A 17688-nucleotide genomic window follows, 5' to 3' on the forward strand; every position below is an offset into this window, starting at 1 on the left:
CTGGAACCGGACGAGAGGATTTGGCCGTCGAGGGTGACGGCGCCCGCCGCGATCAGAGCCTGAAGCCGGGCGCGCGAGACGTCGGGCAGGGCCTCGCTGAGGGCCTTGTCCAGCCGGGGATGGCGGGCGTCGACCTGGACGTCGAGCACGGTGGCCCCGTCGAGGTCTTCATCAAGGTCAGGAGTGGGCACGGGCATGGGTCGGGTAACCTTAGCATGCACCGCGGCGGGCGATAGCGGGTGCCGAATTTGCCGGGAAGCTTGACCTTCGGCATGGTGGCGGCTGTCCGATCCGGGAGGTCACATGAACCGCATTTTTCTGGCGTGCGCTGGCGGGGCCGCGCTTCTGGCGCTGGGCAGCTGCGCCACGATGAGCGAAGACCAGTGTCTGGCCGGCGCATGGGGCGAGCAGGGCTATAGCGATGGCTACGCCGGCCTGTCGGAGAGTCGGCTGGAGGCCCATGCGGAGGCCTGTGCCAAATACGGAGTCGTGCCGGACTCCCGTGCCTATTTCTCGGCGCGCGAGGACGGGCTGCGGGGCTATTGCGTGCCCGAGCGCGGCTTTGCCGAGGCGGTCCGGGGCAAAGGCTATGCCGGCGTGTGCCGGGGCCCGATGGAGGGCGCCTTCCTGGCTGCCTTCAGCGATGGGCAAGAGATCTATCAGGCCGAGCAGGCGGTCAGTGAGGCGCGCAGCCGGATCGACAGCCTGGGCGCCCGGGCCACAGAGCTGGACGAAAAGATCGCCTATTTCGAGGGGCAGGCCCGCGACCGGGATCTGACCGAGGAAGCCCGCGATGCCGCGCGGTCCCGTGCCCGGGAGCTACGCCGCGAGCGCGAGGACACGATCCGCGAATGGCGGCGGGCCCAGGACGAACTGGACGATGCCGAACGGCGTGCCCGTGACGTGCGCTACTACTTCCAGAGCCGCTACAGCTGGTGATCAGGCCGCGCGGGCCGAGGCCCCGATCTGGGGATTGAGCTCGCCCGAGGCATAGCGTTTGGCCATCTGGGCGGTCGACAGCGGCTTGATCTTCGAGGCCTGACCCTCGCAGCCGAACTGCTGGTAGCGCTCGATGCACAGCTTGCGCATGGCTTCCTTGGCGGGCTTCAGATAGGCGCGCGGATCGAACTCGCCGGGCTTTTCGGCCAGAACCTTGCGGATGGCGCCGGTGATGGCCATCCGGTTGTCGGTGTCGATGTTGATCTTGCGCACGCCGTGCTTGATGCCGCGCTGGATCTCCTCGACCGGAACGCCCCAGGTCTGGGGCATCTGGCCGCCGTACTGGTTGATGATGTCCTGCAGGTCCTGTGGCACCGAGGATGAGCCGTGCATCACCAGATGGGTGTCAGGCAGCCGGCGGTGGATTTCCTCGATGACGTTCATGGCCAGCACCGCGCCGTCGGGCTGGCGGCTGAATTTATAGGCGCCGTGGCTGGTGCCCATGGCGATGGCGAGGGCGTCGACCTTGGTCTCGCGGACGAAGTCGACGGCCTGATCGGGGTCGGTCAGCAGGGCCGAGTGGTCCAGCTTGCCTTCGAAGCCGTGGCCATCCTCGGCCTCGCCCATGCCGGTCTCAAGGCTGCCCAGCACACCCAGCTCACCCTCGACCGAGACGCCGCAGCTGTGGGCCATTTCGGTGACGCGGCGGGTGACGTCGACATTGTATTCGTAGCTGGCCGGGGTCTTGGCGTCCTCTTCCAGCGAGCCGTCCATCATCACCGATGTAAAGCCGTACTGGATGGCGGTGGCGCAGGTGGCCGGACCATTGCCGTGGTCCTGGTGCATGCAGACCGGGATGTGCGGATACAGCTCGGCCAGGCCGTCGATCAGCTTGGCCAGGATGATGTCATTGGCATAGCTGCGCGCGCCGCGGCTGGCCTGGATGATGACGGGGGCGTTGACCGCCTCGGCCGCCTCCATGATCGCCAGACCCTGTTCCATATTGTTGATGTTGTAGGCGGGCAGGCCGTAGCCTTCCTCGGCTGCGTGATCGAGCAGTTGTCGCAGCGTGATGCGCGCCATGGGGTAGCCTCCTGAGCCTTGATCTTTTGCCGAGGATGTAACGCGGGACGGGCGCGAAGTCACGCCGTGTTACAAGGGAATCAGGACGGATCGCGCGGGCCCTCGCCCCGGGCCACGGCGGCGAAGGTTTCAGCCATCAGGTTGGTGTAGCGCCAGGTCCGGCCGGTCTCGAGGTCGGTGCCGACGATGTCGGCGACACGCCAGCCTGCATCAGTCATGACCAGTTCGAAGCGGGTTTCGCGGGGCTGGCCGGTGTTCAGGAAGCGGACGTGAACCTCGGCCCCCCAGGGGGTCGCGCGGGTCTGATATCGGGCATCGGTCACATGGATGTAGTTGCTGCCCACAGAGGGCTCCATGCCGACGCCGATGTCATCGGTCGCGGCGTCCAGCCGTAGCGAGGCCTCGGCCAGCGCAGGGGTCATCCAGCCCAGGCGCGCCGCCCGCGAGCCGCCCGTGCCTTCCCAGTCGGGGGCCTCGAACAGGGATTGGATCAGGGCCTCGGCACCAGCGACCGAACTGGGCGCGGCTGCGGGCGGCGCTTTGGACGGCCAGATATCCGGCATGCCTGCGCACCCCGCAAGCGCTAGGCACAGGGCACCAGCGATAAGGGGTCTTGTTGAGCGGTTCATTCGAAATCCCTCGCATCTGTCTCGGCCTGGTCCAGAAGTCCGGTGGCCGTCCATTGGCTTTCGCCCCGCGACCGGATCTGGCGTACGCGCCAGCCGGCATCGGTCTCGACCAGTTCGTAGGTCAGATCGACGGGCGTCTCGAAGTTGGTGAAGCGCACCCGGACCTCGACGCCATAGTCTGTCTCGCGCGAGGCATAGTCGAAATTGGCAAGATTGGCGTCCTGTCCCCCGATGAGAGGGTCGAAGCCCACCACGGCCCCGGCACCGCCGAACTCGCTGGCCGCCTCGTTCACCTGATCGATGCGGCGCGACAGGGCCGGGGTCAGCCAGGCCGACCGCTCGGTGCGGGATCCGAACAGGCTGAGCTCATCGTCGTAGACGCGCCGGATGATGGCCTCGGCGGCGGTGATGCGTTCCGCACGCGCGCGGGCCTCCGCCTCCTGCCGTGCCTGCTCTGCAGCGGCGGCTTGCTGCTGTAGGCGGGCCTCCTCAGCCGCACGCGCAGTCTCGGCCTCCCCCTCGGTCGGGACTTCAGAGGGGGCGGTCTCCTCCGGGAGGATTCCGGGCCGGTGTTGCCGGCCGAACACCCCGGCCGTTGCTGAGGCCAACCCCTCTGTTGCCGGGCTCAGCGGACCCCGGCTCAGCAGCGTGTCGGTGCCGAGAGCATAGGAGAGCATGCCCGCCAGCCCCAGGCTGAGCACACTCTTGATCCCGGCCATCAGCCAGCCGCTGCGGGCGGCAAACAGATTGATCCCCACGACGAGGGCGATGCCGCCGAAGATGACGATCAGGCCCAGCTCAAGATCCCCGTTTCCGCCCCGACGCAGGATGTCGCTCAGCGCGATAAACAGGGTGGCGAGCCCCAGAAGCCCAAGCCCCCACAGCGCCAGGGTGATCCGGGATCGCTGAGAGGCGGCGTGCGAGGACGGGGCCGCAGGCGCGGGCATGGCCTCGGGCGGGACGGGTCGCGTGCGGCCGGCGGCCCGGTCCATCTCTTGCTGAAGGCGCCAGGCGGCGAGGCCCGCGAAACTGCGCGCCCGCTGACCGTCCGGCCGCAGGTTGGCGAAGAAGTCGTCCCAGCCGTCGCTCGGCGCATCGACCAGGCCGCTCCGGGACAGCAGGGTTTCGATGCCATCCCAGGTGGCTTCGCCCAGGCTGATCTCCTGCCCGGTGCCGCGACTGGCCTGTTCGGCGGAGGCGGCGAGCGCCGACACCAGACCGGCGCTGACCCGGCTGGGAACCGAGAAGACCAGAGACTGGCCGTCGATCATTTCGATGCGGATAAAGGCGGCCTTGACGTCCTGGGTCGAGCGCGTGCCGAAGGCGGCATCAAGGACCCACGAAGCGAGGCCATGAACCACCGCCCGTCCGAACGCCCCCTTGCGTAGCTGCTCCGGCGTCAGGGCGTCGACCGAGATGGACCGGATGTGGCCGTAGGGGATGGCGAAGTCCATCACCCGCGCCAGACCATCGGGTCGATAGGCATTGATGAATTGGCCGATCACCAGCGCCCGGAAGGCATCGAGATGCTCGGTGTTGTGGAAGTGGCGCATCAGCAGGAAGCGATCCTGCCCCACAGCTAGCAGATACTTGCCCTCCAGCTTGCCCGCAGCGGCCGGACCATTGAGCAGCTGGCCGACGGGAATGGTGCGGCCGTTGAAGCCGGGTAGACGCGCCTCGACCTCTTCGCGCAGGCCCCGGCGGGTGTTCCAGCGAAACACCCAGCCCGCTCCCCAGACAACGACGGCCACCCCGGCCGTCAGCAGCAGGATGCCGCGAATGGACTGGCGGTCGTCGTCGCCGACGATCAGGTCTATGGCGCCCATCGCGATGAACATCAGCAGGAAAAAGGCGACAAAGGCCCCGGCCAGCAGGCCTGCCGAGATCAGGCAGCCCTGACCTTTTGACACCGGCCTGACCCGCGTGGCCGCTCCGGTGATGAAGACGTCATCCCTACCGGTGGTCTCGTCGCTCATGCCCGCACTCCCTCGTCCTTATGGCCAAGGTAGCGTCAAGGGCGGTCCCGGAACAAGGAATTGCGCCGTTTATCGGGTTTCGTCAGGCGCGCAGGGCCTCGACGCCGGGCAGGGGCTTACCCTCCATCCATTCGAGGAAGGCACCGCCGGCGGTCGAGACAAAGGTCATCTGATCGACCACACCGGCGTGGTTCAGGGCCGAGACGGTGTCTCCGCCGCCGGCCACGGCGGTGATGGCGCCGCTGGTCGCCAACTGGCCCGCGGCCTGGGCCGCCTTGACGGTCGCGGCATCGAAGGGCGGCACCTCGAACACGCCCAGCGGGCCGTTCCAGATCAGGGTGCGCGACAGGGCCATGGCCTTGACCAGTTTCTCGACGGTCAGCGGGCCGGCATCCAGAATCTTTTCGTCCTCGCCGATCTCTTCGCGGGTCAGGACGGCGCGGGTCTCGGCCTCCGGCTTGACCTCGGTGGCCACGACCACATCGATCGGGAGCAGCAGTTCGCAGCCCCTCGCCTCGGCCTCGGCGATGATCTCGCGCGCCGTCTCGGCCATGTCGCGCTCGGCCAGCGAGCCCCCGATGTCGATTCCCTGCGCGAACAGGAAGGTGTTGGCCATGCCGCCGCCGATGGCCAGCCGGTCCAGTCGTCCGACCAGATTCTTGAGCAGGTCCAGCTTGGTCGAGACCTTGGCCCCGCCGACGATGCCCAGCACCGGCTTGACGGGATTGCCCAGTGCCGCATCCAGCGCCTCAAGCTCGCGCTTCATCGCCTCGCCAGCATAGGCGGGCAGCAGGCGCGCCAGCCCCTCGGTCGAGGCATGGGCCCGGTGTGCGGCGGAAAAGGCGTCGTTGACGTAAAGGTCCCCCAGCGCGGCAAGCTGTGCGGCAAAGGCGGGATCGTTCTTCTCCTCGCCCGCGTGGAAGCGGACATTCTCCAGCAGGATCACCCCGCCGGCGTCCAGATCGGCGATGGCGGTCCTTGCGGCATCGCCCACGCAGTCGTCGGCGAAGCGCACGGGCGCGCCCAGCAGCCGCTCCAGATCATCGACGACGGGCTGAAGGCTCATTTCGGGCACCCGCTGGCCCTTCGGCCGGTCAAAATGGGCCAGCAGCGCGACCTTGGCCCCCGCATCGCGCAGACGCTGGATGGTCGGCAGGGCCGAGCGCAGCCGCGTGTCATCGCTGACCTTGCCGTCCTCCATCGGGACGTTGAAGTCCACGCGAACGAGGGCCGTCTTGCCGGCGAGGTCAGATGCGTCGTCGAGGGTGCGGAAGGTCATGGGGTCTCCGGCGGTGGTAGTAGCGTTCACGTGGGCCTAAGCCGTGCTCATGACCGGATCAAGCGCGCGTGCGCCTGAATCGCGGTCACGATCTGGTGGGGGTCGGCCAGTGCCGCATCATTGGTGAAGCGGATGACGGTCCAGCCTGCCGCTTCCAGATCGACCTGTCGGATGTGATCGCGCACTGCCACGTCGTCGAGCTGATGGACCCCGCCGTCGATCTCGATCACAAGTCGCAATGGTTCGCAGGCGAAGTCCGCGACATAGCGACCGATCGGATGCTGGCGCCGGAACTTGTACCCGTCGATCCTGCCGCCCCTCAGCAAGGCCCAGACCTTTTGCTCGGCCAGGCTTGAGCGTTGGCGTAGGGACCGGGCCTGAGTAATCCGCCGGATAGTCATGACCCACCTTAATTCCCTTCTCCCGATGGGAGAAGGTGGCGCGTGAGCGCCGGATGAGGGTCGGCGGTATCAGTCGGCGAAAGCCGTGGCAGGGGTGATGCGACGGCTCACGCCGAAGGGAAGGTGTGCCCCTCACCCTTTCGCGCAAGGACGCTCGCTACGCTCCCGTGCGCTCAAGCCCTCTCCCGACGGAGAGGGATTCCGGAGCGTCGGCCAGGGTGCGGAAAGTGATACTTCTCTCCTCCTGCTCAACCTAGTGTTCGAGGATGAGCGAATACAAGCGATCATCAGTTATGTGTTGTCAGGAACCAGTTCCGCCGTGCTAGCGACCCAAGTAAGCCCCACTTCTGTGAAATAGCTCGCCGCGCTCGGCTCACGACGCAAAATGTCCAACGCAAAGTCGGCTGTGCTGGTCTTGTTGGCCCGATACAGAATGAAGTTCAGCAAAAATCCGACGAGAAACGCCCACCAATGCCAAGTGAACGACAGGACTACGCCTGCAAGAGCGATTAGCGTTCCGACTGCGGTCCAAAACTTGTTGGCCGCACTGTAGCCCCTTCCAAAACGCCGCAGGATATCCGGATGATGGTGGAGTTGATCTACGTCTAAAACAAGGAAACCTTCGTCCCGCTTCTCAAGTAGCAAGACACGAGCGATCCCACTGTTCTCCCCCGGTCGCGGTGTCAGCATTGTGCGCTTTGCCATCGCCAACTCCCCAATCGGCCCTAAATCAGCTTGCTCATCACCAGCGCCGTGTCGGCCATGCGCGTGGCGAAGCCCCATTCGTTGTCGTACCAGCTGAGCACGCGCACCAGCTTGCCCTCGATGACCTGGGTCTGGGGGAGGGCGGCGGTCGAGCTGGCGGCGATGTGGTTCAGGTCCATGGACACGACCGGGTCGGTGGTGATCGCCAGAACGCCCTTCATCGGGCCGTCGGCGGCGGCCTTCAGCGCGGCGTTGACCTCGTCGACCGAGGTGTCGCGGCCGGGGACGATCTTGAGGTCGACGACCGAGACGTTCGGCGTCGGCACGCGGATCGACGAGCCGTCCAGCTTGCCCTTCAGCTCCGGCAGGACCAGACCGACGGCCTTGGCCGCGCCGGTCGAGGTCGGGATCATGCTGAGGCCTGCGGCGCGGGCGCGGTACAGGTCCTTGTGCATCGTATCCAGCGTCGGCTGGTCGCCGGTATAGGCGTGGATGGTCGTCATATAGCCGCGCTCGATGCCGGCCAGGTCGTGCAGCACCTTGGCGATGGGGGCGAGACAGTTGGTCGTGCAGCTGGCGTTCGAGACCACCACGTCGTCGGCCGTCAGGGTGTCGTGGTTGACGCCATAGACGATGGTCTTGTCGGCATTGTCGGCGGGGGCCGAGACCAGCACGCGCCTGGCGCCCGCGGTCAGGTGGGCCGAGGCCTTGTCCTTGGAGGCAAAGATGCCGGTGCACTCAAAGGCGATGTCGACGCCCAGATCCTTGTGCGGCAGGTTGGCGGGGTCGCGCTCGGCCGTGACCTTGATCCGGCCCAGGCCCACGTCGATCCAGTCGTCGCCGTGCTCGACCGTGCCGGGGAAGCGGCCGTGGACCGAGTCATACTTCAGCAGGTGGGCGTTGGTGGCCACCGGCCCCAGATCGTTGATCGCCACCACCTCGATATCGCGGCGTCCATGCTCGACGATCGAGCGCAGGACGAGGCGGCCGATACGGCCAAATCCATTGATGGCGACGCGGACGGTCATGGGCGGGGCTCCTGAAGCGATGTTATGATTGGCGCTTCAATGGAACCGGGCGCGTTCCGGATCAACCCCCGCCGTGTAACAAGGCGTGATGGATTGTGTCGCTCAGCCGCTGCGGGGCAGGGTCAGGGTTGCCTCCAGCCCGCCCCCGGCCCGGTTGGACAGGGCCACGTCGCCGCCATGGGCCCGGGCGATCTGCCGCGCCACGGCCAGACCCAGGCCGACCCCGCCGGTCGAGCGGTTGCGCGATCCCTCCAGCCGGACGAAAGGCTGAAACACCTCCTCCATCCGATCGGAGGCAATGCCGGGGCCGGTGTCGCGGATATGGACCGAAACCCGGTCGGGCGTCTGACTGAGGCTGACCGCGGCCTGGCCGCCATAGTGCACGGCATTGGCGATCAGATTGGTCAGGGCCCGGCGGAGGCTGGTCGGGTGTCCCGGGATCGTGACCGGAGGCGCGGACTCCAGCGTCGCCGCATGCCCGGTCTCGGCAAAGCCTCGCACACAGTCGGCCACCAGCGCCGTCAGATCGACGGGCTCGGGCGCGGTCTGGCGGGTCTCGCCGCGCACATAGGCCATGGCCTGGGCGATCAGGGCGTCCATCTCCTCCACATCGGCCGCCAGCCGGTCGCGCAGGGCTTCGGGGGCCTGTTCGGCCCGGAACCGCAGGCGGGTCAGGGGGGTGCGAAGGTCATGAGCGATGGCCGCCACCGTCTGGGTGCGGTTGGCGATGTGGGCCCGCAGCGAGGCCTGCATGTCGTTGAAGGCGCCGATCGCCCGGCGCAGTTCGCTGGGGCCGGAGACGGGCAGGGGCTCGGCCTCGGGATTGGCCCCCAGCCGCTGGGCGGCGTCGGCGAACAGGCGGATCGGACGGGTCAGCCGCCGCGCCATCAGCCACACGACAGGCGCGACCAGAAGCAGGCTGATGAACAGGGCCAGCAGCAGGCGCGCCTGCCACGGCGACAGCCAGTCGCGCGGCGGTTCAACCGTGGCCCAACGCCCGTCCTCAAGCCGGAGGGAGGCGGCGAAGGGGGCAAAGGTGAGCTGGTCGGCGACGACGAATACCCGGCGCGTCTCCCGGTCGACGGTGATCGTCGCCGAGCCGCTGGCGGGCGCGGTGGTTGGCCCGGAATCAGCCCGCTCGATCGTGTGCTTTTCCGTCCATGTGATGCTGGGGGGGGTGATCGCGACATCGGAGCCGGACGGCGACCGGGTGAAGACATAGCTGGCGGGCGACCCTTCGCTCATGCCCGGGATCGGACGGTCGGTGGGTTGAAAGACCCGGACCCGCACGTCGCCGGGTTCGACCTCCAGCACGCGGGCGAGGGCGAGGGACAGGGCCAGCGCCATGGGATCCCCGATGGTGTTCCCGGTGGCAACCGGCTGATCGGTAATCCGGCGGGTCAGGGGTCGGTCATCGGCCGTTCGGGCCGGCTCCCCTTTCAGGGCGGCCGAGGCGGCGGCCAGGTCAAAGCCGGAGGGCCGGGGTTCGGGCATCAGCAGGATGGCGGCGGCCGTGAGCGCCTGCGACAGGCCCATCGCCAGCGCCACCAGCAGCGCCACCTGCACCAGAATGGAGGGCGAGGTCAGCCGCTTCATGCCGGCCGCTCCATCCGCCGTTCGACCGTGGCGTCGAACATATAGCCCTCGCCGCGCAGGGTCTGGATCGGGTCGCGGCCGTCAGCATCGGCCAGCTTCTTGCGCAGGCGGCTGATCTGCACGTCCATGGCCCGGTCGAAGACCTCAGTGTCCGAGCCACGCGCGCGTTCCAGCAGTTGATCGCGGCTCAGCACCCGGCGCGGGGACTCGGCAAAGGCCTTGAGCAGGGCGAACTCTCCGGCCGACAGGACGGTGACGGTGCCGTCCGGCCTCGTCAGCTCTCGCCGCAACAGGTTGAGCGTGCGTCCGTCAAAGACCAGCACAGGCTCGGACTGGGGCGCGCTGACACCGCCCGGCCCCGCCCGCCGGCGCAGCACCGCCCGGATGCGCGCCAGCAGTTCGCGCGGATTACACGGCTTGGGCAGATAGTCATCGGCGCCCAGCTCCAGTCCGACGATCCGGTCGGTCTCCTCGCCCATCGCGCTCAGCATCACCACCGGCGGGCCCCCGCGGGCGATCAGACGCCGACAGGCCGACAAACCGTCCTCGCCCGGCATCATCAGGTCCAGCACTATCAGATCGGGCGGTCGGTGCTCCAGCTGCCGGTCCATCTCGGCCGCCGAGGCCGCGCCCTTCGCCTCAAACCCATGCTGTCCCAGATAGTCGACCAGCACCTCGCGCAGGCCCGGGTCGTCATCGACGACCAGAATGCGGGGGGTGGGGATTGGCGCGGGGATCATCGGCCCATTGTGACGCGGGGCGGTGCCGCCGTCATTTCACCGATGAAACAATTCTGTCCGCGCCTGAAATACGCACGCAAGCCGGGTGTGGTCCAAGGGGGCATCATTCACCGGAGGAACGTCCCATGCTGGTTTCCCTGTCGCTCGCCCTCGCCATGACCACCACCCCCGGTTTGCAGGACCCGGCCCGTCCGCCTGCACCGCCCGTCGTCCGCACGGAAAGCCGCGTGGTGTTTGTGGCCGCCGACCCGGACGGCGAGAACGGCCTGGATCAGGATGGCGACGGGTTTGTCTCGCGAGCCGAGTTTGCCCGCCCGATGGACGAGGCCTTTGCCGGCATGGATGCGAACGGGGACGGCCGCCTGTCACCGGAAGAACTGCATCATCGCACCGGGGCGCCGGGCATGGACCATGATGTGCGCGTGATCACCATGGGCGGGCCAGAGATGAGCTGGAGCTCGGCCCCCGAAGGCTCGGGCCCGCACCGTATTGAGGTCCGGCGCGTCGGCGGTGAAGACCTCGAGGTCGAGGCCCACAGCTTCGTCTTTGTTAGCGAGGACGGCGGAGTGACCACAGAGGGTGAAGGCCCGGTCCGGGTCATGGTCCGGCGCGGCGATGGGTCCGCCATGACGGGCGAGCACCGTGTGGAATGGATCCGCGAAGGCGAGGGCGCCGAGATGGACGCCGACGGCGACGGTCGCGTTACCGAGGCCGAGTTTCTCGCGCCCATGCGCGAGATCTTCCGCCAGATGGACGCGGACGGCTCCGGTGTTCTGGAAGAGGGCGAGCGCGGCGGTAACGGTGCTCGCGTTGTGACCCGGACGGTAGAAGTCCGCGAAGAAAACTAGGGGCGCAGATGTCGGGTCAGACCCGGACCGGTCTGACCCGCCCGGCGACCTCGCGGGCGCGCTCACGGGCCTGATCGGTGTCGACGCCGCGCGCGGTGGCCACGCCCATCCGTCTGCGCTCGAAGGCCTCTGGCTTGCCGAACAGGCGCAGGTCGGCGGTCGGCACTGACAGGGCCTCGGCCACACCCTCGAAGGCAATCCCCTGGGCGTCCATGCCGCCATAGATGACGGCGCTGGCGGCCGGTTCGCGCAGGGTCACATCGACCGGCAGGCCCAGGATGGCGCGGGCGTGCAGGGCAAACTCGCTCATGACCTGGCTGGCGAGCGTCACCAGACCGGTGTCGTGCGGGCGGGGGGAAACCTCGGAGAACCAGACCTGATCGCCCTTGACGAACAGCTCGACCCCGAACACGCCCAGACCGCCCAGCGCTTCGGTGACCTTGCCGGCGATGTCCTGCGCCGACGCCAGCGCGGCCGCGCTCATCGCCTGCGGCTGCCAGCTCTCGACATAGTCGCCCTTGACCTGACGATGGCCGATGGGCGCGCAGAAGTCGGTGACGACACGACCGTCGCGGATCGATCGCACGGTCAGCAGGGTGATCTCATAGTCAAAGTCGATGCGGCCCTCGACGATCACCCGGGCGGTATCGACCCGTCCGCCCGACTGGGCATAGGCCCAGGCGCTGGCCGCATCCTCGATGGCCTCGATCATCGACTGGCCCTTGCCCGATGACGACATGACTGGCTTGATGAACACCGGCAGGCCGATGGTGTGCGCGGCCTCGGCCAGTTCGGCGGCCGAGCCGGCAAAGGCATAGGGGCTGGTCGGCAGGCCCAGCTCTTCCGCGGCCAGCCGGCGGATGCCCTCGCGGTTCATGGTCAGCTGCGTCGCCCGCGCAGTCGGGATGACGGTGGCAAGGCCGGCCGCCTCAATGTCGGCCAGCACCTCGGTGGCGATGGCCTCGATCTCGGGCACGATGATGTGCGGCGCCTCGGCCAGGATGACGCCGTTCAGCACCTGCGGATCGGTCATCGGAATGACGTGGCTGCGGTGGGCGACCTGCATGGCCGGGGCGTTGGCATAGCGATCGACCGCGATCACCTCGACGCCGAGGCGCTGCAGCTCGATGGCGACCTCCTTGCCCAGCTCGCCCGCGCCCAGCAGCATGACGCGGACGGCGCTGTCGGAGAGGGGGGTGCCCAGGCGAACCGTCACAGCCGCGCCTTGACCTCGGCGACCACCGCCTCCGCGGTGATGCCGAACTTTTCGTAGAGTACTTCGGCCGGGGCGGAGGCGCCGAAGCTCGACATGCCAACGAAACCGCCGTCCTCGCCGATGAAGCGGTCCCAGCCCTGGCGGATACCGGCCTCGATGGCGACGCGGGCTGTGCCCTTGGCGATGACCTTGGTCTGGTAGGCCTTGGTCTGCTTGTTGAAGAGCTCAAAGGACGGCACCGAGACCACGCGGGTCGGCACGCCTTCGGCCTCGAGCTGCTCGGCGGCCTTCAGCGCAATAGCCACTTCGGTGCCGGTGGCGAACAGGGTGGCCTTGGCCTTGGCCGAGGCGGCGCGCAGCTCATAGGCGCCCTTGGCCGACAGGTTCTCGCTGACGGCCTCGGTGCGCACCGCCGGGGTCTTTTGCCGTGACAGGGCCAGCGCCGAGGGGCCGTCGGCCTTCTCCAGCGCCAGGCGCCAGCACTCCATGGCCTCAACCGTGTCGGCGGGGCGGAAGACCTGCAGATTCGGAATGGCGCGAAGCGCAGCCAGATGCTCGACCGGCTGGTGGGTCGGGCCATCCTCGCCCAGACCGATCGAGTCATGCGTCAGCACATGGACCACGCGGATGCCCATCAGGGCCGCCAGCCGGATCGACGGGCGGCTGTAGTCCGAGAAGACCATGAAGGTGCCGCCGTAGGGGATCAGCCCGCCGTGCAGCGCCATACCGTTCATGGCCGCGGCCATGCCGTGCTCGCGGATGCCCCAGTTGATATAGCGCCCGGCATAGTCGGGGGCGTCGAAGGTCTCTGTACCCGCCACCAGGGTGTTGTTCGACCCGGTCAGGTCGGCCGAGCCGCCCATCAGCTCGGGCACGGCCTCGAACAGGGCGCTGAGCGCCGCACCAGAGGACTGACGCGTGGCCTGGGCGGGTTTGGTCTGGACCGCCTCGGCGATGGCGGCATCCAGGGCCTCAAAGGCGTCGTCCGGCAGACCTCCGGCCATGGCGCGGACGAAATCGTCCTGAAGCTCGGCCTCGGCCAGCCGCGCTTCCCACTCCTCGCGGGCCCTGGCGCCCCGACGCCCGACCTTGCGCCAGGCCTTTTCGACGTGTTCCGGAATATCGAACGGGGCGTGATCCCAGCCCAGGCCCAGCCGTGTGGCCGCGATCTCGGCTTCGCCCAGCGCTGCGCCGTGGGTCTTGTGGCTGCCTTCCATCGTCGCGGCGCCGCGCCCGATCTTGGTCTTGCAGGCGATCAGGGTCGGCTTGTTCTGACGCTCGGCCCATTTCAGCGCGGACTTGATCGCGCCCATGTCGTGGCCGTCGATGGCCTTGACCGCCCAGCCGGCGGCCTTGAAGCGCGCCTTCTGATCGGTGGCATCCGACAGGCTGACGGCGCCGTCGATGGTGATGGCGTTGTCGTCCCACAGCACGGTCAGCTTGTTCAGCCGATAGCGCCCGGCCAGGGTGATGGCCTCCTGCGACACACCCTCCATCAGACAGCCGTCGCCGGCGATCACCCAGGTGCGGTGATCGACCAGATCCTCGCCGAAATGGGCGGCCAGATGGCGCTCGGCCATGGCAAAGCCGACCGCATTGGCCAGGCCCTGACCCAGCGGGCCGGTGGTCGTCTCGACGCCCGGCATGTGGCCATATTCGGGGTGACCGGCGGTCTTCGAACCCCACTGGCGGAAGTTCGACAGCTCCTCGCGGGTCGCGGCCTCATAACCGGTCAGGTGCAGCAGGGCATAGATCAGCATCGAGCCATGCCCGGCCGAGAGGATGAACCGGTCGCGGTCGGCCCAGTCTGGGCGGCTGGCGTCGAACTTCAGGTGCTTCGAAAACAGCACCGTGGCGACATCGGCCATGCCCATCGGCATGCCGGGATGGCCGCTGTTGGCCTTTTGCACGGCGTCCATGCTCAGCACCCGGATGGCATCGGCCATCTGCTTGGGGGTAGCCTTCGGCGGGGTGGAATCGGCTTTTGCCACGGGCAACCTCTCGGGACGCGGGGAATAAAAAGGGGGGCGGGGCCGCTTTACCCCGACGCGCGGACGGGTTCTATAGGGATTCCGGAGGAAGTGACACCGATGGCCGACGCCACCACAGCTGCGAAAGCCCGCATCGACAAGGCCCTCGCCCTGCTGGAAAGACGCATGAAGGACCTGAAGGCGCGCCCCGCTTCGGCGCCCCCGATCGGCGACGATGACCTGTTCGCGCCGCGCGCCGACGCCGGGCGTCTGGCCGAGCTGGAAGACGCCGGGCGTGAAGCCCGCGCCGCGCTGGCGGCTTCGGCCAAGGCTATTCGCTCGATCCTTGCGGACGACCAGGACAGCGCGGGGAGCGCCTGATGGCCACCGTCACCGTCGAGATCAATGGTCGCCCCTACGCCGTCGGATGTGCTGACGGACAGGAAGAGCGCGTCAAGCAACTGGCGGCCCAGTTCGCCGGCCATGTCAGCAGCGTCGCCGCCGAGGTGGGACATGTCGGCGAGCTTCGCCTGTTCCTGATGGCCGGGCTTATCCTGGCCGACGAACTGCAGGAGGCCCGTTCGGGCGAGGCACCGGCCCGTCCCGCCGAGGCACCGTCCACCGACGCCGGGGTGGCCGAGGCCCTGAATGCCGTCGCGGCCCGCATCGAAAAGATCGCCCAGACCATCACCTGAGACCCGCCATCGGAATTCGTACCGGCCCGGCGCAATGGCCATTGTCCGGTCACAGGTCGAGGACTATCTTGGTCACTGGCGGGTCTTGCTGCGGCCCTCGTCGAAGGCAACATTCCTCGCGACCTTAATTCACTCAAAGGGATCTGTCCCTGTCCGGGCTCGAGGGCCTGGGCATATGGAGCCCACCTGGCTACCCAGGTCTGAGAGGATTAAAACGCTCTTCACGGTTCTTGTGGCGCCGCCAACCTTTATTCTTGCCCTACCGCTCGGCCCGCGGGGCCTCGCTGCTTGAGGGCGGGCTGCTCGCCCTATCGTTCGCCGCTTGGCGGCTCGCTGTCTGAGGGCCTATGACCGACAAGCGCGCGTTACGATCCGAGATGCGGGCCCGACGCATGGCCCTGGCGAAGGACGGTCTGCAGGCCGCTGCACGCGCCGCTGACCATGCGCACCGCCTGCCACAGGCTATCTGTGTCGCTGTCTATCACCCGATCGGTTCTGAATTGGGCACGGCCCCGCTGGTCGAGGCGCTGGTCGCGCGCGGCGTGGACCTTTGTCTGCCCGTCACCCTGGCGCCGGATGCGCCGATGATCTTTCGGCACTGGGTCCCGGGCGACCCGCTGGAAGCCGATCTGGCCGGCGTCCCTGCCCCCTTTCCGGTGGCCGGGACGGTGGTGCCCGACCTGATCCTCGCCCCCCTGCTGGCCTTTGATGGTCAGGGGCGGAGGCTGGGGCAGGGCGGCGGCCATTACGACCGCACCTTTGCAGCGCTGCCAGACGCAATCCGGATCGGCTTCGCCTACGCCGGACAGCAGGTTGAGGCCCTGCCGTTCGAGCCGCACGACATTCCGCTGCATGGCGTTCTGACCGAGACCGGCTATACCGCCTTCGCATGAGGCGTATTCATTCCCCCCGGCCGGTCGCATGAGGCTGGCATTCTTCGGCGACGTGATCGGCAAGTCCGGTCGCGACGGCCTGTCCGATCATCTGCCGGGCCTGAAGCGCGACCTGAAGCTCGACTTTGTGGTCGTCAATGCCGAGAACGCTGCGGGCGGTTTCGGCATCACCGAGAACACCGCGCGTGAGATTTTCGCCGCCGGCGCAGACGTCCTGACCCTCGGCAACCACTCATGGGACCAGCGCGAGGCCCTGACCTATATCGTGCGGGAACCGCGCCTGATCCGTCCGGCCAACTATCCCCCGTTGATGGATGCACCGGGCCGCGGGGCCGATGTCTTTACCACGTCAGATGGCCGCCGCGTGCTGGTGATCAATGTGCTGGGCCGGGTGCATATGGACCCGATGGACGATCCGTTCTCGGCCGTAGAGCGCGAGCTGGAGGCTGCACCGCTGGGCGTGGTCGCCGACGCCGTGATCGTGGACATGCATTGCGAGGCCACCAGCGAGAAAATGGCCATGGGCCACTTCTGCGACGGGCGCGCCAGCCTGGTGATCGGCACCCACACCCATGTGCCGACCGCTGACGCCCAGATCCTGCCGGGCGGAACGGCGTATCAGACCGACGCAGGCGGCTGCTGCAACTATGATTCCGTGATCGGTAACGACAAGGAAGAGCCCTTGCGCCGCTTTACCACCCGGCTCAGCGGCGGCCGCTACCAGCCGGCCTCGGGCCCCGCGACGGTCTGCGGTGTCTATGTCGAGACCGACGACCGCACGGGTCTGGCGACCCGCGTCGAGCCGATCCGCATCGGTGGCCGCCTCAGCCAGGCTGTGCCGGTGCTCTAGGGGCCCCTACCGTCGGCGGCAGGTCTGGCGCACGCGCAGGGCCATGGCGCGTTCACCGGCTTCACTGGCCACCCGGCGCGCTTCGGTGCATTGGCCCGCATCCATCAGCGCCTGCACCCGCTCGGCCAGGGCCACGCGGTCCGCGCCATATTGCGCCTCGGCCTCCTCGACGGTCATCTGCTGGGCTTCCACCCCGGCGCGATATTCGTCGCCCTCACGACGGCGGAGCTGGTCGTCGGAACTCATGCGGCCGATGGCGCCGCCACTGGCCTGCTGAGCGGTCGGAGGCGCGCCGGACTGGGCCGAGGCAGGTGTGGCCAGCGCCAGCATCGCGGTCGCCAGAATCGCGCCGGTAATCGTCAAGGCCAGTCGCATGGGTCTCGTCCTCCCGAAGCTGCGCCCTCATTCTGACTCCGGGGCACGCCCGTGGCAATCCGCCTCAGAATCCCTGTCGGAAGAAGTAGGTGGTGCGCTCGCGGATCAGGCCGTCCTCGATCCGGTAGGCATCGGCGAAGCGTTCGTGGATGGGGGCGCCGTCGTGGCCACGCCCTTCCACCAGTCCCATGGCGACCACGCGGTCGCCTTCGCAGACCATCTCATCGACCAGAATCTGCGAGGTCTTGGCGCTGCGGTGGCGACGGTAGTAGTCGATGACGGCGTTGCGTCCTGACAGGATCGGTTGGCCAGGTCGGCGATAGATCACCTCCGGGTGCAGACATGCCTCAAGCACATCGTGATCGCCCATCTCTATGGCCGCCAGGGACTGTTCGATGAGGGTGCGGGCGGTGAGCGCCAAAGCGGGAGGCCTCCGTGTGAGATTCCGCACCGCGGACCGGCCGG

General features: G+C 67.9%; 20 protein-coding genes and 1 other RNA gene. 7 read left to right on the top strand and 14 right to left on the bottom strand.

Annotation, left to right across the window (positions count from 1 at the left end; all coding sequences use genetic code 11):
* Positions 1-197 (bottom strand): S4 domain-containing protein (locus B4K74_RS03240; RefSeq protein ID WP_286691729.1); only part of this gene is annotated, 197 nt, incomplete at its 3' end.
* A gap of 106 nt (positions 198-303) precedes the next feature.
* On the opposite strand from B4K74_RS03240, the gene B4K74_RS03245 reads away from it, so the two are divergent.
* Positions 304-939, top strand: a complete 636-nt coding sequence (locus B4K74_RS03245; RefSeq protein WP_286691730.1) for a DUF2799 domain-containing protein — start codon at positions 304-306, stop codon at positions 937-939.
* On the opposite strand, the gene fba is transcribed toward B4K74_RS03245, so the two are convergent.
* From fba to B4K74_RS03290, 9 genes are all read right to left on the bottom strand, one after another.
* On the bottom strand, positions 940-2022 hold the full coding sequence (gene fba / locus B4K74_RS03250; RefSeq protein ID WP_286691731.1) for a class II fructose-bisphosphate aldolase: 1083 nt from the start codon (positions 2020-2022) through the stop codon (positions 940-942).
* An 80-nt stretch (positions 2023-2102) separates the two neighbouring features.
* Complete coding sequence (locus B4K74_RS03255; RefSeq protein ID WP_286691732.1) at positions 2103-2585, bottom strand: hypothetical protein; 483 nt, start codon at positions 2583-2585, stop codon at positions 2103-2105.
* Positions 2586-2647: 62 nt separating this feature from the next.
* Positions 2648-4627 carry a hypothetical protein gene (locus tag B4K74_RS03260; protein ID WP_286691733.1) on the bottom strand — a complete coding sequence of 660 codons (1980 nt, stop codon included), beginning with the start codon at positions 4625-4627 and terminating at the stop codon, positions 2648-2650.
* Between the two features lie 82 nt (positions 4628-4709).
* The gene (locus B4K74_RS03265; RefSeq protein WP_286691734.1) at positions 4710-5906 is read right to left on the bottom strand and encodes a phosphoglycerate kinase; all 1197 of its coding nucleotides are present in this window, start codon (positions 5904-5906) and stop codon (positions 4710-4712) included.
* Positions 5907-5953: 47 nt separating this feature from the next.
* Entirely contained in the window at positions 5954-6307 is a 354-nt protein-coding gene (locus B4K74_RS03270) for an endonuclease domain-containing protein (RefSeq protein WP_286691735.1), read from the bottom strand.
* Positions 6308-6598: 291 nt separating this feature from the next.
* Positions 6599-7012: a hypothetical protein gene (locus B4K74_RS03275; protein WP_286691736.1), complete on the bottom strand. Its 414-nt coding sequence runs from the start codon at positions 7010-7012 to the stop codon at positions 6599-6601.
* 20 nt (positions 7013-7032) lie between these two features.
* Entirely contained in the window at positions 7033-8040 is a 1008-nt protein-coding gene (gene gap, locus B4K74_RS03280) for a type I glyceraldehyde-3-phosphate dehydrogenase (protein ID WP_286691737.1), read from the bottom strand.
* A 102-nt stretch (positions 8041-8142) separates the two neighbouring features.
* Entirely contained in the window at positions 8143-9636 is a 1494-nt protein-coding gene (locus B4K74_RS03285; RefSeq protein ID WP_286691738.1) for an ATP-binding protein, read from the bottom strand.
* On the bottom strand, positions 9633-10376 hold the full coding sequence (locus B4K74_RS03290) for a response regulator (protein WP_286691739.1): 744 nt from the start codon (positions 10374-10376) through the stop codon (positions 9633-9635). The genes B4K74_RS03285 and B4K74_RS03290 overlap by 4 nt, the downstream gene beginning before the upstream one ends.
* 125 nt (positions 10377-10501) lie before the next feature.
* Here B4K74_RS03290 and B4K74_RS03295 point away from each other — a divergent pair, with 125 nt between their 5' ends.
* The gene (locus tag B4K74_RS03295) at positions 10502-11224 is read left to right on the top strand and encodes an EF-hand domain-containing protein (RefSeq protein WP_286691740.1); all 723 of its coding nucleotides are present in this window, start codon (positions 10502-10504) and stop codon (positions 11222-11224) included.
* Between the two features lie 16 nt (positions 11225-11240).
* On the opposite strand, the gene purT is transcribed toward B4K74_RS03295, so the two are convergent.
* Together purT and tkt are read right to left on the bottom strand one after the other, a co-directional pair.
* The gene (gene purT, locus B4K74_RS03300; RefSeq protein ID WP_286691741.1) at positions 11241-12440 is read right to left on the bottom strand and encodes a formate-dependent phosphoribosylglycinamide formyltransferase; all 1200 of its coding nucleotides are present in this window, start codon (positions 12438-12440) and stop codon (positions 11241-11243) included.
* Complete coding sequence (gene tkt / locus B4K74_RS03305) at positions 12437-14386, bottom strand: transketolase (RefSeq protein WP_286691771.1); 1950 nt, start codon at positions 14384-14386, stop codon at positions 12437-12439. The genes purT and tkt overlap by 4 nt, the downstream gene beginning before the upstream one ends.
* A gap of 144 nt (positions 14387-14530) precedes the next feature.
* Between tkt and B4K74_RS03310 the strand changes: the two genes are divergently transcribed.
* From B4K74_RS03310 to B4K74_RS03325, 5 genes are all read left to right on the top strand, one after another.
* Positions 14531-14791, top strand: coding sequence for a hypothetical protein (locus B4K74_RS03310; RefSeq protein WP_123286036.1), 261 nt, complete (start codon positions 14531-14533; stop codon positions 14789-14791).
* Positions 14791-15105 (top strand): cell division protein ZapA, encoded by a 315-nt coding sequence (locus tag B4K74_RS03315; protein WP_123286035.1) that lies wholly within the window; start codon positions 14791-14793, stop codon positions 15103-15105. Before B4K74_RS03310 ends, B4K74_RS03315 begins: the two co-directional genes overlap by 1 nt.
* Before the next feature lie 82 nt (positions 15106-15187).
* Positions 15188-15348, top strand: a non-coding RNA gene (gene ssrS, locus B4K74_RS13515) — 6S RNA.
* Between the two features lie 104 nt (positions 15349-15452).
* Positions 15453-15998, top strand: coding sequence for a 5-formyltetrahydrofolate cyclo-ligase (locus B4K74_RS03320; RefSeq protein ID WP_286691742.1), 546 nt, complete (start codon positions 15453-15455; stop codon positions 15996-15998).
* 28 nt (positions 15999-16026) lie between these two features.
* Positions 16027-16848 (top strand): TIGR00282 family metallophosphoesterase, encoded by an 822-nt coding sequence (locus B4K74_RS03325; protein ID WP_123286033.1) that lies wholly within the window; start codon positions 16027-16029, stop codon positions 16846-16848.
* A 6-nt stretch (positions 16849-16854) separates the two neighbouring features.
* Here the strand turns inward: B4K74_RS03325 and B4K74_RS03330 are convergent, their stop codons facing one another.
* Together B4K74_RS03330 and B4K74_RS03335 are read right to left on the bottom strand one after the other, a co-directional pair.
* A complete protein-coding gene (locus B4K74_RS03330; RefSeq protein WP_123287415.1) occupies positions 16855-17223 on the bottom strand; it encodes a hypothetical protein in 369 nt (122 codons plus the stop codon).
* 64 nt (positions 17224-17287) lie between these two features.
* Entirely contained in the window at positions 17288-17644 is a 357-nt protein-coding gene (locus tag B4K74_RS03335; RefSeq protein WP_123287412.1) for a nuclear transport factor 2 family protein, read from the bottom strand.
* Between the last annotated feature and the right edge of the window lie 44 nt (positions 17645-17688).

Source organism: Brevundimonas sp. UBA2503, from assembly GCF_002341485.1.
In the GTDB taxonomy this organism is placed as follows: Bacteria; Pseudomonadota; Alphaproteobacteria; order Caulobacterales; family Caulobacteraceae; genus Brevundimonas; species Brevundimonas halotolerans.